Genomic DNA, 15,207 nt, shown 5'->3' with positions numbered 1-15,207 from the left:
CTTCTGATCTTGATGGGCTGCTACTATTTTTTTCCGCAAATCTACTGAATATGCTTTCATTGGTGTATTTTTTTAATCTATTCTTATTGTACCTCATAACACCCGGAAGTGCTGTAGATTTCTGGAACCTGTAAATCGCGCCTGTTACCCGCATAGTGTCTGTAAATAATCTCTGGGCTATTACCCACCCACCGCGCTACATCTTTGGCGTCAATACCTTTGTCAAGACAAAGAGTAATAAATGTATGACGAGTCTGGTAAGGGACGCGATACTCAAGTCCCAAACCTTGCAAAACCTTCTTCCAAACGCGACTCCCAAAATTACCTTGGATAATAAAACCACCTTCGGGAGCCGGAAAAACCAAACTGTCAGGAGTAAAGTTTTTCGGTCTACTGTTTTCAAGTATTTCGCGTAGTTGACCGTTGATTTTGAGCTTGCGGAATGCTTGAGTCTTCAGTCCTTTTTTACGAACCAGCCCTTTAAGTGACTGAACCACGGCCCCGTCAAAGAGGACGATGCACTTCTCAAGGTCAATATTTTTCCACTGCAAACCTATTGCTTCACTGGGACGGCATCCTGTGTAAAAAAGGAATTGAACATAAGCAGCGTAGTTACTGTGCTGATTATTTTTTGACGTGCAAGCATGACAAAATTGATTCGTTTTAAATGCTTGAACAATTAAATCGCGTTCTGCTGCTGTAAAAGGGTTTATACCCACATCTTCGGCGTCAACTTTCTCAGAGCGAGGCAGTTTTATCTCTGACGCCATAAGAGCAAAAGGATTAACGTCAATCAGCTTGCTTTTTTTGGCCCACCCATAACAAGCAGAGAGTTGAGTGATGAATCGTTTCGCCGAATCAACAGTCAAATTTGCCATCGCCCAGTCCCGGACTGCGACAGCATCCATTTCTGACAAATCGGAAAGTTTTTTTAGATGATTTCTGGTTGCTTGTAATTGGTGGGCTATATAGGATGGACTGATTGATGGTCTCTTGAAATCAACATACTTATCCCAAGTCTCCAACAAGCTCAATGATTTACGGCTTACTGGTTCTACAATTTTCAGGCATCTTTCTGGCTTGTGCCTTTCCAAGTTGTTCGGGTCGAAAATGCCATTGGCAATCTCAAAGTTAATTTGCTTGACCTTAAATTCTGCGATTGTCAGGTTGTTGGGAGTGTCGGCTAGCCCCAGCGTCAAATACTTGTTTTTGCCTCCGTAAAATTCGCGGGGGAGGTGAAGGCGCAGCCGTCCCTGAAAATTCTCAATACTGACGGAACCCTTAGAGGCTCTGCCCGTGAAAGCGTTTGAGTCCATAGCCGTCTTGGGTAAAAAGACACTTTTATCCTACCCATTTGTCTATGAATTGTCTATGATTTCACAAGTTTGCAGTCCACTAACAGCCTAAGACCCTTGTACAGCCTTAGATATAGCTATTAGCTCAGTTCGATTACCAATCGAACGGTCGTGGGTTCAAATCCCACCATCGGCTTAGGGTTTCAGCGATTTTTGATACTACACATTGATGGGGTTGCTATCAAACTGTGATCAAAACGCAGTTTAACTGCTCAAAAATGCTCTCGGCAAAGTAGCCGAGAGCATTTTTATTGGCCCTAAATCCTTGTGTGGTGGAGATTATGAATTTTTTAAATCATATCGTTTCCGGTTGCATCGGTATTGTTCAAATGTCCAAACAGTCAGTTGTCATATCAATTCCGGTTGTATCGGAATGATGAAACCGCTCTTGACACAGAGGATACAGAGAGAGGGAAGAGAGAGATGAATACAGGACGATGCCAAGGGATTTGATCTCATATCGTTTCCGGTTGCATTGGAATAATAAAATCGAGTCAACATTTAACACTCAACAATTCAGTTTTTCGACCCAGAGTCAACAGTCAACAGTCAACAGTCAACAGTCAACAGGAGTGCAACCGGAATTGATATGACATCGTATTAGTTCGGGGGCCGGGGGAGGCGAAAACTCAGGGGACTGAGGATTTGATTGAGGGTACGCAGTTGTTCAGCGGTACCCAAACAAATCAGCGTATCTCCTCCTTCGATCGCAGTTTCTCCGGTAGGCCCCACAATCAAAGTCCCGCCAGCGCGCCGCACTGCTAAAACCAAGGCCCCCGATTGCGATCGCAACTTGGCATTTCTCAAAGTTTCCCCAACGTAGACACAACTATTGGGATCGACCAAAAATTCTTCCATGTAAAAAGAACTCTCGGTGCCCGTCAAAACACCATCTAAAAAATCCATAACTTGAGGCCGCAAAGCCGCCGCAGCCATGCGTTTTCCCCCGGTAATGTAGGGGGATACAACGGCATCGGCGCCGCCCCGCTGCAACTTCTTTACCGCCTCTTCTGTGGTGGCGCGGGCGATCGCCCGTACCTTCGGATTCAGAGTTTTCGCTGACATGACAGTGTATAAATTCTCGGCATCCGAAGGCAAAGCTGCTACTATGCAAATTGCGCGATCGATTCCCACACTCACCAAAATTTCGTCCAGAGTCGCGTCTCCTTGCACAGCCGTGTACCCCAGCGCCAAAGCTGCCTCAACCGACGGCACCGCCGAATCTATCACCACAAAAGAGATGTTTTCGGCCTGAAATTCCAAGGCAATTTGGCGGCCAGTACGCCCAAAACCGCAGAGAATATAATGCCCGATCAAAGAATCTACCAATCGTCGCTGCTGCCTAATTCTTGCTCCTTCTTGAAAATATCCTTCAATCAGCGCTTCTGTAAAGCGGTTGACGATGAAACCAATCACAATCACGCCCATCAAAATCAGGCATATGGTAAATATTCGCCCGCGTTGACCGAGGGGCTGAAGTTCACCGTAGCCCACAGTTGCTAGGGTAAAGACTGTCATGTAAGCGGCATCGAGCAAAGACCATTTTTCCACCTGCCAATACCAGAGAGTACCTGTGCATAAAATGCCACCAAGGGCGATGACTCCGTTTCTTAAGTCTTTTTGCAGGCGCTGGTACTTTTGTTCTAGAGTTGAATACACCGATCGGCCTGACCTATTACCTATTACCTGCTACCAATTTTAACGATATCAGCCCTAGACGCAGGGGCGGTCAATCGATTTTAGATTTTATATTTTAGATTTTAGAGGCGACCCCACGGATAAATGCGGGGGCTTGAGGATTTTCGTTTTTAGATTTTGGATTGATTCCACGGATAAATCACGTGGCGAGTACCATCAAGACATTCGTGGTCAAAAAGCCAGTTTCTGCCTAGATACTTTGCTGCCAAACTCAAGATTTTGAATCTTAACCCGGTTTTTTTTGCGTGAGTTCCGACTGAGTTCCAATCCCGTCGCAGAGGTGGCGATTGTTTGGATTGGCGATCGGATTTGTCTGAAAATAATTGCGGGCTCCATCGCAACCATGCAGCAACAAATCGTCCAGATTAAAATTCCACAGTATCACCGTACCGTCAGCGCTAGCAGTAGCGATCGCCTTGCCGTCTGGACTAAAACTCGCACTCCAAACAGCATCCTTGTTACCTTTTAAAGTTTGGAGCAATGTACCGTCAATGTTCCACAGCCTCACCATTTTGTCTGTGCTTGCAGATAGCAACATTTGACTGTCGGGACTAAAGCTGATATTTGTCAGTCCACTTGTATGCTTTAAAATACTTAGCGGTGTGCCATCTTTGCTCCATATTCTCGCAGTTCCCCCAGCACTCGCAGCCGCCAGCATTGCTCCGTCGGGACTGAAAGTTACACTCATAATTTTATCACTTTCCATCTGTAAAGTTCGGAGTAATTGGATATCGGTTCTTACTTCGATGGACTCCTGTTTTTGCATTTTTTCCGCAACTTTTCTCAAATTCCAAAGTTTAACAGTGCCATCAGTACCAGCCGCAGCAATTATCTGACCGTCTGGGCTAAAACTCGCGCTGGTTATCCAACCTCGCTCCACTTTTAAACTTGACAATTCTTCACCGTTTATTTTCCATATTTTAACTGTTCCATCGGTACTTGCTGAAGCAAGTATTTTACCATCGGGACTAAAAGCAACGCTGGTTATTTGACCGCTGTGTCCTTTTAAATCATGAATCAATTGGCCATCTTTTTGCCAAAATTTGAGAGTTTTGTCGTCGCTTGCAGAGACAATTATTTGACCGCTAGGACTAAAAATTGCCCTTCTAATTTTATCAGTATGCCCTGTCAATGTTGCTTGCAAAGTTCCATTAGTTTGCCAAAGTTTGATATAATTATCATCCGTAGCAGTCACAATCGTTTGACTGTCGGGACTGAAACTCGCGAAAGCAAGGGTACTGGCTTGACTCTGCAAGCGGCGGCGTTCCCGGAAGCTGTAAACTGCCTGTTCGAGGGCGATCGCCACTCGCATCTGAATATCTGAACTCACTCCGAGCGATCGTTTCATTTCTGTAACAGCTCTGATGCTTTCTAGCAAAGCTTCTTCTTTTTTATCTGCCGCAAATAGCGTTTCTGATAGCAAACTGAGAGTGAGAATTTTGTTGTTTCTTTCTTCGATTGACGGTTTTACCCAAAAACCTACTATCAGGATTGATATTAATATGACTGCGGCTCCTGTAACTGTTTGCACTCTCAGTTGTTGCTCGCGCCAAAGTTTAGCTGCTATCACTTTTTTCTGCTTTTGTGCTTCGCTTAGTTCCTCTAGTAACTTTTTTTCGCGGCGCAGTTGTTCAATTTCAGCTTGAGTTTGTTTTTCGCGATCGCGCAATTTGGCAAATTCCGCTTCTTGACTTGCACCTAAAAATTGATAATCTTGAGTGCTCAAGCTTTTATTTGCCGCCCACTGTTGGGCATCTTCCAGTGCTTGACCGCGCAACAAGCGAGATTCGTCTTGACAATTTGTAGCTATCCATGCTGTTAGCGATTCAGCATAGGGGCGCAAGTCGCAGAGCGCTTTTTCTACCCAGTCATGGCTGAATATAGCTGCGTAAATGCGGTTGGATACGGTTAATTTTCCGGCTCGTTTTACTACTAATCCGCTCAGCCGCAATTCTGTTTGTTCGGGAGTATCATCCGCCCAGATTCCCCCTACCAGGGCGGGCACGGGGGCATCACCCCTACAATCGGGGGGTTCTGAAAGTGGCAATATTTTTTGGTATAGTCCTAATAACCTACTGGCGCGGTGCGGACTTCTGAGAAGGCGATCGCGAATTGTTTTGAGGTGTACCGGTTCATCGGATGACTCCCAATTATCAATAATATTAGATTGCACTATCTGGCTAATTAATAATTGATTTATAGTAATAATTTTTGTCGTATTTTCATCCGTTGAATCTGATAGAATAGAAGCCGAAGCTAAGCTTTTTACATGGTGCAAAATCAGCTTGCAAAGCTTTTGAGTCAGAAATGGCTGTCCTCCAGTCCAGTCCAAAATATCTTTTAAAACCTCTTGAGGATTGTTTACTTTTCCCTCAAAGCCCTTTGCTAAAGGCAGAGCTTCTTGTAAGTTAAAACCGTGCAATTCAATAGGTAAGCCGATATTAAATGGCGTGCGAGTTGCATCGCTAATTAAATCCGATGGCGTAGCTACTCCGAGCAAAGCAAATGTAATGCGCTGGTATTCTGAATTGTGAGCGCGTTTATTGTAGCAACATCTAATTAATGCAAAAAAATCGTCTAGCGGTTCTTGGAAACTCAGAACGCTATCAATTTCATCAATAAAAATGACCAGGTTTTGAGAAATTTTGACCAGCAGCAATTCTTCAATTAACTCTCCTAAGCGCTGCACCGGCGACATCAACTCTCTCTCCCGCCACCAAGCCATAAACTCGACTGGGTTAAACAGGTTGAAGCTGCACAAGAGTTTGTAAGCGACGCCGCCGTACCACTTATCTAGAGAGACTTGCTGGTTGCCAATGTCCGAAAGGTCGATCGTAGCACAGGCAATGCCATCAGCGGAGAGCTTTTGTACAGTTCGCACCAGCAAACTGGATTTGCCCATTTGTCGGGAATTGAGCACGTAACAAAACTCTCCAGCTTTCAGGGCTTGATAAAGTTCTGAGTCAGCTTGTCGCACTACATAAGTAGGTGCATTTTGCGGGAGACTGCCGCCGATTTGATATTGGTAATCGACTGTCATTATCTAGCCTCTAGTCCTAAGTTTGTGGCATTTCCCTGGTGCTTGTAGCACAAGCAATTTTACCATTTTGATAAGTTGGTTCTGGTGGTTTAATTGTACCAGCAGAATCAGCTCCGCACAATATAGATGTGGTCGTTATTTGATTTTTAGAAGCATTTGACTCAACTTTTGTAGTAGGAATTACAAAGACACCACCGACAAAGCTTCTAAGGTCTTTTTGCTTTGAGACTCCATAATTAAATGTTGCTTTTTTTGTTGTATGGTGGGAATATTGGTAATTTTCTGTCTCGGTTTTAATAATGCGAATTCCTAAAGCCTTAACTGAAGTGCTAAAAACACTTTTTTCGGCAAAATAGGCTTGCTGACGTTTGTTGATTAAGCTAATATAATCTCTGGGTTCCCATTGCTTGTTGATCCTAACCCTAACCTGAAAGGATGGCACAACTAGCCAAGCTAATACTCCAATCCCCATTAAAAACACTAAGTATCCACCAACATTCGATGCAAGGCTAGCTGATTTAGAATTTTGTTGACTCATAGTTTTGTATCCTCTCTGTTTGTTGTAAAGATTTTAGTCAGGTAAATCTCAAGTGAATGCCGATTTGATATTGGTAATCGACTGTCATTATATTGCGTATAGTTAGTTTGGTGAGACCATTGGTATTGTGCCTTTACCGCAAGCAGTTTTACCATTTTCATAGGTGGGTTCCGCTGGTTGAATTCTACCGGTAAACTCAGTTTCGCAGAATATGAACGTTGTAGTTATTTCCTCTTGAGTAGCATTGGAAACAAACTTTTTTGGCGGAACAATAAAAACACCGCCGACATAACTTTTTAATTCGTTTTCCTTTGCTACTGCATAATTAAATGCTGCTTTCTTAGTGGCGCGAATTGAATACTTGAAAACTTTTGTCTCTGTTTTAAGGCTAATTCCCAAAGCCTTAACAGAACTGGAAAAAGCATTTTTTTCGGCAAAATAGGCTTGCTGACCTCGGCTCATTGATCTAACATACTGTATCCCTTCCATTTTCTTATATTTACATCCCTTGCAACCACCCAGAAATGATGGCAGAGCGATCGCGCCAATTACTCCAATGCCCATTAACAGCAATAAGCATCCGCAACCATTAGGTAAAATGCTAGCTGATTTAGAATCTTGTTGACTCATAGTTTTTTATCCTCTCTGTTGGTAGTAAAGACTTTAGTCGGGTAAATCTCAATTGAATGCCGATTTAATATTAGTAATCGACAGTCATTATCTTGGGTATAGTTAGATTATCTGGTCACTTGTGTTGTGCCTTTACCACAAGCAATTTTACCCTTTTGATAGGTGGGTTCCGCTGGTTTAATTGTACCGGGAGAATCAGCTTCGCACAATATGGACGTTGTAGTGATTTCCTCTTTAGCAGCATTTGGCTCAAAGTTTTTAGCAGGAACCAGAAAAACACCCCCGACATAACTTTTTAATTTTTTTTCCTTTGCTACTCCATAATTCAATGCTGCTTTCTTAGTGGCCCGAATTGAATACTTGAAATGTGTTGTCTCTGTTTTAATGCCAAGTCCTAAAGCATCAACAGAACTGGAAAAAGCATTGTTTTCTGCAAAATAGGCTTGCTGACCTTTGTTCATCGAGCTAACATACTGTTTTGCTTCGGGAATTCTGCAACTATGGCTAGTATTAAGAAATGATGGCAGAGCGATCGCGCCAATTACTCCAATGCCCATTAACAGCAATAAGCATCCGCAACCGCCATAAGCTGCATTGCTAATACTTGATTCTTGATATTTAGTCATGTTTTGTCTCCTTAAATGGTATATACAAGGCGAATTAAAGTCGGCGAGGCAGAGGCTCTGGATCTGCGTTACCAGGAAGAGCCTGGTAACGAGTAAAACGAGGAAATACTAATCTCTAAGCTCGCAGCTTATGTACTTCTTTCCGGTCAATAGATGTTGGCTGAATCACTTTACTGCCGATCGCAAAATCGCGCAATTCCACTCTCGTAAACTTCACACCCCAAGGATCTGTCGTTGTATCCAACTCTTCCACTAAAGCATTATTAATCTCATGTCGAGCCGTGTAGAGTTCCTCAACAGATAATTTAGCAAGGTGAGTCCGGATTGAAAGAATCAGCATATTTAACATCGCTTCCTTGAGATTCTGCACTTTGTAGGAAGCTTTTTCTAAGTCAATGATTCGCCAGTACACAATAAAATCAACGGTGATGGTCACCCGATCGCGCGTTGTGCATTCTTGCGGTGGCAAGTTTAAAATTTGCTCGCGCAGAGTTTGTTTATAGGCGACTTGCTCGACAAAGGGAATCAAAAACGTTATACCCGGTTCGAGTTTTTTTCGATCGTACTTTCCGAAAATTTCAACTAAAGCCTCATCTCCTTGACGGACGATTTTTACGCTGCTGGCTAAGGATACTCCGGTGATGGCAAGCAATACCGTCAAAAAATAGTGATACATAGTGAATCTCCTGGTAAATAGTTGACAGTTGACAGTTGACAGTTGACAGTTGACAGTTGACAGTTGACAGTTGACAGTTGACAGTTGATAGTGATTTCTTATTCCGCGAAGGCGGACTTTGTTTGACTAGAAGCGATTTCAACCGCCTAGTCATAAAAGAACTCAGATTTAGCTGTTGATGTGAATTAATCGGTCAGGTACAACAATCAGCGTGTTTCCTTCGCGGCGCAAAACGTAAACTTTTTGTCGGGGTGCGATCGCCCCTTGGGAATCTTCATTGCGGGCTTTCCACGAAGCCCCTTCATAAATCACCATTCCGGTTTCTCCGGGGAAAATTTCGGAGATTGTTGTCGCTTCCGTGGCTTCGGGAATGACAAACTTTTTGCGAACAATGAAAATCGGTCGAATCCAGATGCTCAGCGCGAGGGCTATCCCCATCCAGTAGAAGATTTGCCAGTCAAAATCTTCATACATTATGTTCGCCCAACTGAACTGAAATGCTACAGATCCTCTCCACAAAATAAATGATTCAATTAAAGCCGAAGCTCCCATCATTAGCACGTAAAACCTGTATTTTTGGGGCTGAGTTTTGATGATTAATAGCTCCAGCGCACTAATAACAACTCCGATTAGCAACCAGAATAGGGGCGGGGTGAAGGCGAAACCTGGTTGATTAGTGGCTGACGCCAGCGACCAAATTAGGATAGAATACACAATGCTTTTACCTCGTTTTGATGGGATTCAACTTTGTTATTTCTAATCAAATCAGGTGGCTATTTGAGTTGGTGACTGAGTTATTTGAAAATTCATCGACTTTTCATCGACTTTTCATCGACTTTAGGGGCGGTTGGCATTTATGATGGTTTCAGTGTTTTGATTGTGATAAGCAATGCCACGATCGCTAAGGGTGCGCGAAGAGTGCATTCGCGCAGTTAAATCCTGTCTCCTGAGAAATGGCTTTCCCAGTCAGAAAATCCTGGCTGAGGATTTAGGGATGGCCCAATCTACAGTCAGCCATTTTCTGAATGGCAAACCTGTGGATTATGCCAATTTCATCGAAATTTGTCGCGGATTGGGGCAGGAATGGCGCGATATAGCCGATTTTGAGGCGAATTCAGAGCCAGAGGAAGTAGTGCTGGTGAGGGCCAAAGTGGCGATCGTCCGTTGGCGAAGCCCTCGAAGAGGATCGACCTCACACAACACCCTTTCCCAGCAGTTACACCAAGCTTTGAGTGCGGGAGGCCACGAAGTCTTTTTTATTAACAACAGCAGCGACTCAGGCTCATATTTAAAGCGTTGCGATTATGTGCTGTTGCTGATTTCCGAAGAATCGGCTGCTAGCGAAATGGTATTGGAACAAGTACAGCTAGCCAAGGAATTGCACAATTTAATGGCTCACAAACCCGCAATTTTACCGATTTTAGTTGAATTAAATATACCGATTTCTTTTGATTTACTGAGCTATTTAGCAGGAATTCAGCCCTGGCTGTGGCGGGGTGTGGGCGACTCATTTAAGTTATTATCACAAATTTTAACCATTATCAAAGAAGGTCGCACATCGTTAACTGCCGACCATGAATTGGCTGTACAATGGCACGCAATTACTAGCACAAAACAGTCAATAATTCAACCCCTGCCAGCAGCGCCGCCAGAATTGCCGGGAGGACAAGTTGAAATAGCTTCTCGTTTTTATATCGATCGCCCTCCGATCGAATCCCGCTGTTACGAGACGATCGCCCAACCGGGAGCGCTAATCCGCATCAAAGCACCCAGACAAATGGGCAAAACTTCCTTGATGGCGAGGATTTTGCATCACGCAGAACAGCAAGGTTCTCGCACGGTAGCGCTGAGTTTTCAGCTAGCCAATCGGAAAATATTTGCTAACTCAGATACATTTTTGCAGTGGTTTTGTGCTAGCATCGGTCAAGAGTTAGGAATGCTGGAGCAGTTGCCCAAGTGTTGGGAATTAGCCGATTTGATTGGCAGCAATCAGTGCTGCAAGGCTTATTTTGAACAGTATTTGCTGTCAGAATCCTCAAAACCTCTGACGTTAGGCTTGGATGAGAGCGATCGCCTGTTTGAATCCCCGGAAATTGCTGATGATTTTTTTGGCTTATTGCGAGCTTTGCATGAAGAAGCAAAACGGCGCGATATTTGGAAAAAGTTTCGTTTGATTGTGGTGCATTCTACGGAAGTATATATTCCGCTGGATGTGAATAAATCGCCGTTTAATGTGGGTTTACCGATTGAATTGCCAGAGTTTAATTCCCAGCAAGTGCAAGATTTAGCAAAGCGGCACGGATTGAATTGGAGCGGGAATGAAGTTGCAGAATTGATGGGGTTAGTGGGCGGAAATCCTTATTTAGTGCGGCTAGGAATGTATCATATTTCGCGTCAAGATGTGACTTTGGATCGGTTAGTGAAAGAATCTGCAACTGAAGCGGGAATTTACAGCGATCATTTGCGGCGACATTTATGGAATTTAGAGAAATACTCGGAATTAATGGAGGCGATGAGAGAGATTGTGAGTGTTTCCCAGCCAGTTAGATTGAGGTCAGAATTGGGGTTTAAGTTAAATAGTATGGGGTTGGTGAAATTGGATGGAAATCATTGCATTCCGAGATGTCGGTTGTATCAGGAGTATTTTGGCGATCGGCTATAAGCCGAGAGAAACCGGGTTTCTGAGGAAAAATCTCAGGTTAATTGCCAAGTCTTGGCCAGAAACCCGGTTTCTGTCACAGGTGTGTGTTGCGTAAGTCCCAGAAAAGTCGATGAGAACTCGATTAAAACTCACTCAAGTTCTCAAATAGCCACGTGATTTAATAAAAATAGAGTAGAAGCAAGGCGGAGTAGGCGAGGTTTGCAAGCCCCACCGCACTCAATGGACTGGATGAAAACGACGCTAAAAATAACTTGCTTGTTTTTCTTGGCATCGACTGTTCGATTAGGCGATATTAGACAAGCTACGCCTGCACTCGCTGTTTGACTCTAGAATCCCCATGTGTTTACGCCGGGGAGTATGTCAATCACTTGAAAACTACTCTGCTAACACATTTGGACAACCACCATGCAGCTTAAAAAAAATCCTCAACTCGATGCACTCAACAAACAAGCAGTATCGACAACAACCAAGCACCTTAAGACAAACCCTCAACTCGATGCACTCGATAAAAAAGCGGAATCTTCAGAAAAAAATATTCTCCCTGACAAAAAACGTAAATCATGGGTAGGAATCTTACTGAGGATCACTTTTATTTACTTTCCTCTGGGCAGCATAATAGTTGGTGCGATCGCCCTCCCTTCTTTTATCGGTTGTGGTGGCGGGAATAAAGCGAAGCTATCAGAAGCTAAGCAATATGTTAGCTCAATGAACAAAGGTCAACAAGCAATATACGTCGAGGATGGCGCATTTTCCAATTCCGTTAATGCTCTGGGCCTCGGCATTAAAACTCAGACAACCAACTATAACTATTCAACCATATCTACCAAAAATGCTGCGTTTAGTTATGGTGTAGCCCGCAGCAATAATCTTACTAGCTATGTCGGGGCTGTATTTTTAGTACCTGTTTCCCAAGCAGCTAACAAAGAGATGACTACTGTATCCATTCTGTGTGCAGCAAATTCTCCTGGAAATACCCAACCGCCTGCTCCTATCCTTCATAAGGGTAATCCTGTCTGCGCTGCTGGTACAGAATCATGGCCTAAGTAAACATCGACATTAATGAGAATCTCATGTTACCTGAAATTGTCAAAGGCTTCATCATCTTAGCTTGCATCTTCATTCCCCTCGAAAGAATCTTTTCCTTGCACAAGCAAAAGATATTCCGTCTCGGATGGGCAACCGATGCCACATATTTTTTTACAGGTCACTTTATTGGCAGATCATGCGCTATTGTTGTGACTGTAATTTTGTCGCTGATAACTAATTTACTCAACCCGGAATTGCAAAGCAAAGTAGCCTCTCAACCTGTGTGGTTGCAGTTGGTAGAAGCAGTTATCGTTTCAGATATGGCATATTATATTGCTCACAGACTACTGCATGAAGTACCCTGGCTTTGGCAATTCCATGCAGTCCATCACAGCATTGAACACATGGATTGGTTAGCAGCAGTGCGGGTGCATCCCTGCGAGCAAATCTTTACTCAGATTTGCAAAATTATGCCTCTTTACTGGTTGGGATTTACTAAGGAGAGTTTGGTAGTTTATGCTCTTTATTCTGCGGCAATCGCTTTCTTAATTCATTCTAATATGAAATTAAAATTTGGCATCCTAAAATGGTTCGTAGCAACCCCACAATTTCATCACTGGCATCACAGTAAAATTCCCGGAATAAACAACAAAAACTTTGCTGTTCAGTTGCCACTGTTAGATTTGCTATTTGGCACTATCTATATGCCAGCGAAAAAAATGCCTCATCAATATGGAATCTCTGATGCTGTACCTGCTGGATATGTCGGACAAATATTTTATCCATTTTCAAGGATGATGAAAAATGCTAGACCTAAATTTCAAACAAAGTATTAATCGCTATTCTGGCCTGTTGCGGGTAAGTATGGGATTGGGATTGATTAGTCTTGGTTCTTTGAGTGCAGTTGCCCTATTTAATCACATGGATCTCATCACTTTTATCGCCAGTTTAAATACGAAACAAGTAACAGTTGCCCAGTTGCAGCAGGGTAAGTTGAAACCAGTGATTTTGATCGATGTGCGATCGCCCGAAGAATACGCGGAAGATCGCATCGGTGAAAGTCCCCTGGTTCCCATAATTGATATTGAGATGGGGTTCGGTGTCAAGCAGATTCAATCCATTGTAAAAGCTAGGGTTAGATCCGATCAACCTCAGCCAGTAATTGTACTTTATTGTGCCAGAGGAGGGCGATCGGTTAAAGCATACAAACAGTTGGAAAAAGTCGCTCGGTATTCCCAAGAATCGGGAGGAAATGAGACTAATAAGATTAAGGATATTAGCCTGAATGTTGTTGTCCTTTCAGGCGGTATCAAAGCGTGGCGGCAAGCAGTGCCGGCTCCAAAAGATGCCCAGATATTAGCTCCAATTACTTTGGGGAGTTTGATAAAGTCTCCGTCAGTCACCCTGCTTTCGGAATGAATCGCGGCAGTTGTGACCAAATAGATTTCTGTCAAATCTCTATCAATGGAAGGGTGTATCGTGCTGACAGATTAGCTATCTTCAAGAAAAGTAGCCATAATCCTCAGCAATCTGCAACGGTTGGCTGTTTTGGCAGGCAGCACAATAATTAGAGTTAGCATAACTTGATTCCATGCAAAACACGATAGAGATACTTCCTTCTTCAGACTCGCGCAGTCTTTCCAAAAAGCAATCCGTACTCCCAAATTATGAAGCAGCTGATCGCCAATTTGTCAATTTGCTAGAAGTCGAGGATTTAGACAAGACGGTGGCGGCAAAACCGTTACTTGTTAGCGATTTTGAAAGCGCGATCGCCTATGCAATTCAAGCAGCTTACCAACAGGAACCGGGCGATGAGGCAGCTCACCGCTTCTTGCAGCGCGTACTTTACCGCATCAACCGCCTCAACTTGTTTTGGTACGACGATTTGCGCCGCTACAACAATGAACGATCGCACTATTTGCGTTCGGTGCGCGATCGCATTGAGGAACCTTGGCAGCAGTGGGAACTGGCGCAAATCGACGTTGCAGCGTTGCAAAAATTGTCGGATGTCAAGCAAGCGCTGCGCGATCGCGCCGCGGCAGATGTCGATCCTCCGCTAACTGAGCTCGATCGCTACCAGCGGGAACAGATGACTGAAGAGGGATACAGACACCTGCTGGCGATCGCCTCTTTCGACGGTTTAGTGGAAGCCAGCCGCCTTTCTCGCATCCTCGGCGGTGCCGGCAACGAAATTCAGTGCACCCTTACGCGAGTGCTGATCGAAGAATACGGCGGCGGTCGCCTCCCCCGCAAGCATTCGACCTTTTTTGCCCAAATGCTGGCCGAATTCGACATGAGTACGGAACCGGAAGCGTACTTCGATTTAGTGCCTTGGGAAGTGCTCGCAGGCATTAATCACAACTTCCTGCTGACCGAACGCAAGCGCCATTTTCTGCGCTACAACGGCGGACTCACTTATTTTGAGGTGGCCGGGCCCGTCGCTTACCGCAATTATCTAGCCGCCGCCCAGCGTCTGGGCCTCTCGCACGCTGCGATGGGTTATTGGGAACTGCACATCAAAGAAGATGAACGTCATGGCCGCTGGATGTTGGATGAAGTGGCGATCCCGCTGGTTGATAGATACCCGCAGGACGCTTGGGAGCTGGTGTTGGGGTACGATCAGGAGAAGTTGATCGGCGATCGGGCTGCTGCTGCTGTGGTGCGATCGATCCAAACCGCAGAACGGAATTAACGGCGATATCCTAGGGTGGGTCAGAGACTGATGCACCCTAGATTTTGCACCGTTCTCAATAAGCCTTTTAGGAACAGGCAAGATGCCTGTTCCACAAGAAATACACTCTTTGTTGAACAGGCAAGATGCCTGTTCCACAAGAAATACACTCTTTGTGGAACAGGCAAGATGCCTGTTGCTGACAAGGGTGGAACAGGCAAGATGCCTGTTGCTGACAAGGGTGGAACAGGCAAGATGCCTGTTGCTGACAAGGGTGGAACAGGC

At 44.3% G+C, this 15,207-nt stretch carries 14 protein-coding genes and 1 tRNA gene; 7 read left to right on the top strand and 8 right to left on the bottom strand.

Annotation, left to right across the window (positions count from 1 at the left end; all coding sequences use genetic code 11):
* Positions 1-83: 83 nt before the first annotated feature.
* Positions 84-1,316: a tyrosine-type recombinase/integrase gene (locus tag QUB24_RS31485; RefSeq protein ID WP_333157483.1), complete on the bottom strand. Its 1,233-nt coding sequence runs from the start codon at positions 1,314-1,316 to the stop codon at positions 84-86.
* Positions 1,317-1,419: 103 nt separating this feature from the next.
* Here QUB24_RS31485 and QUB24_RS31480 point away from each other — a divergent pair.
* A tRNA-Leu gene (locus tag QUB24_RS31480) sits at positions 1,420-1,491 on the top strand.
* Positions 1,492-1,955: 464 nt separating this feature from the next.
* Here QUB24_RS31480 and QUB24_RS31475 read toward each other — a convergent pair.
* The 7 genes from QUB24_RS31475 to QUB24_RS31445 form a co-directional block, all read right to left on the bottom strand.
* Positions 1,956-3,014 (bottom strand): potassium channel protein, encoded by a 1,059-nt coding sequence (locus QUB24_RS31475; protein WP_333157482.1) that lies wholly within the window; start codon positions 3,012-3,014, stop codon positions 1,956-1,958.
* Between the two features lie 265 nt (positions 3,015-3,279).
* The gene (locus QUB24_RS31470; protein WP_333157481.1) at positions 3,280-6,093 is read right to left on the bottom strand and encodes an LpqB family beta-propeller domain-containing protein; all 2,814 of its coding nucleotides are present in this window, start codon (positions 6,091-6,093) and stop codon (positions 3,280-3,282) included.
* A gap of 16 nt (positions 6,094-6,109) precedes the next feature.
* The gene (locus QUB24_RS31465) at positions 6,110-6,631 is read right to left on the bottom strand and encodes a type IV pilin-like G/H family protein (RefSeq protein ID WP_333157480.1); all 522 of its coding nucleotides are present in this window, start codon (positions 6,629-6,631) and stop codon (positions 6,110-6,112) included.
* A 102-nt stretch (positions 6,632-6,733) separates the two neighbouring features.
* Positions 6,734-7,261, bottom strand: a complete 528-nt coding sequence (locus tag QUB24_RS31460; RefSeq protein WP_333157479.1) for a type IV pilin-like G/H family protein — start codon at positions 7,259-7,261, stop codon at positions 6,734-6,736.
* 107 nt (positions 7,262-7,368) lie between these two features.
* A complete protein-coding gene (locus QUB24_RS31455) occupies positions 7,369-7,887 on the bottom strand; it encodes a type IV pilin-like G/H family protein (protein ID WP_333157478.1) in 519 nt (172 codons plus the stop codon).
* A 115-nt stretch (positions 7,888-8,002) separates the two neighbouring features.
* Complete coding sequence (locus tag QUB24_RS31450; RefSeq protein ID WP_333157477.1) at positions 8,003-8,563, bottom strand: SPFH domain-containing protein; 561 nt, start codon at positions 8,561-8,563, stop codon at positions 8,003-8,005.
* Between the two features lie 168 nt (positions 8,564-8,731).
* The gene (locus QUB24_RS31445; protein ID WP_333157476.1) at positions 8,732-9,277 is read right to left on the bottom strand and encodes an NfeD family protein; all 546 of its coding nucleotides are present in this window, start codon (positions 9,275-9,277) and stop codon (positions 8,732-8,734) included.
* Between the two features lie 175 nt (positions 9,278-9,452).
* On the opposite strand from QUB24_RS31445, the gene QUB24_RS31440 reads away from it, so the two are divergent.
* The 6 genes from QUB24_RS31440 to QUB24_RS31415 form a co-directional block, all read left to right on the top strand.
* Complete coding sequence (locus QUB24_RS31440) at positions 9,453-11,225, top strand: AAA-like domain-containing protein (protein ID WP_333157475.1); 1,773 nt, start codon at positions 9,453-9,455, stop codon at positions 11,223-11,225.
* A gap of 405 nt (positions 11,226-11,630) precedes the next feature.
* Positions 11,631-12,272: a type IV pilin-like G/H family protein gene (locus QUB24_RS31435; protein ID WP_333157474.1), complete on the top strand. Its 642-nt coding sequence runs from the start codon at positions 11,631-11,633 to the stop codon at positions 12,270-12,272.
* A 23-nt stretch (positions 12,273-12,295) separates the two neighbouring features.
* Positions 12,296-13,087 carry a sterol desaturase family protein gene (locus QUB24_RS31430; RefSeq protein WP_333157473.1) on the top strand — a complete coding sequence of 264 codons (792 nt, stop codon included), beginning with the start codon at positions 12,296-12,298 and terminating at the stop codon, positions 13,085-13,087.
* A complete protein-coding gene (locus tag QUB24_RS31425; RefSeq protein ID WP_333157472.1) occupies positions 13,056-13,670 on the top strand; it encodes a rhodanese-like domain-containing protein in 615 nt (204 codons plus the stop codon). Before QUB24_RS31430 ends, QUB24_RS31425 begins: the two co-directional genes overlap by 32 nt.
* A 172-nt stretch (positions 13,671-13,842) precedes the next feature.
* Positions 13,843-14,943, top strand: coding sequence for an iron-containing redox enzyme family protein (locus QUB24_RS31420; RefSeq protein WP_333157471.1), 1,101 nt, complete (start codon positions 13,843-13,845; stop codon positions 14,941-14,943).
* A gap of 82 nt (positions 14,944-15,025) precedes the next feature.
* A partial coding sequence (locus tag QUB24_RS31415; protein WP_333157470.1) for a hypothetical protein occupies positions 15,026-15,207 on the top strand: 182 nt, incomplete at its 3' end.

Origin of the sequence: Microcoleus sp. B9-D4 (assembly GCF_036705105.1) — a bacterium.
Lineage (GTDB): Bacteria > Cyanobacteriota > Cyanobacteriia > Cyanobacteriales > Microcoleaceae > Microcoleus.
Note: the sequence above shows the minus strand (reverse complement) of the source record. Positions and strands in the feature narration are given on the sequence as shown.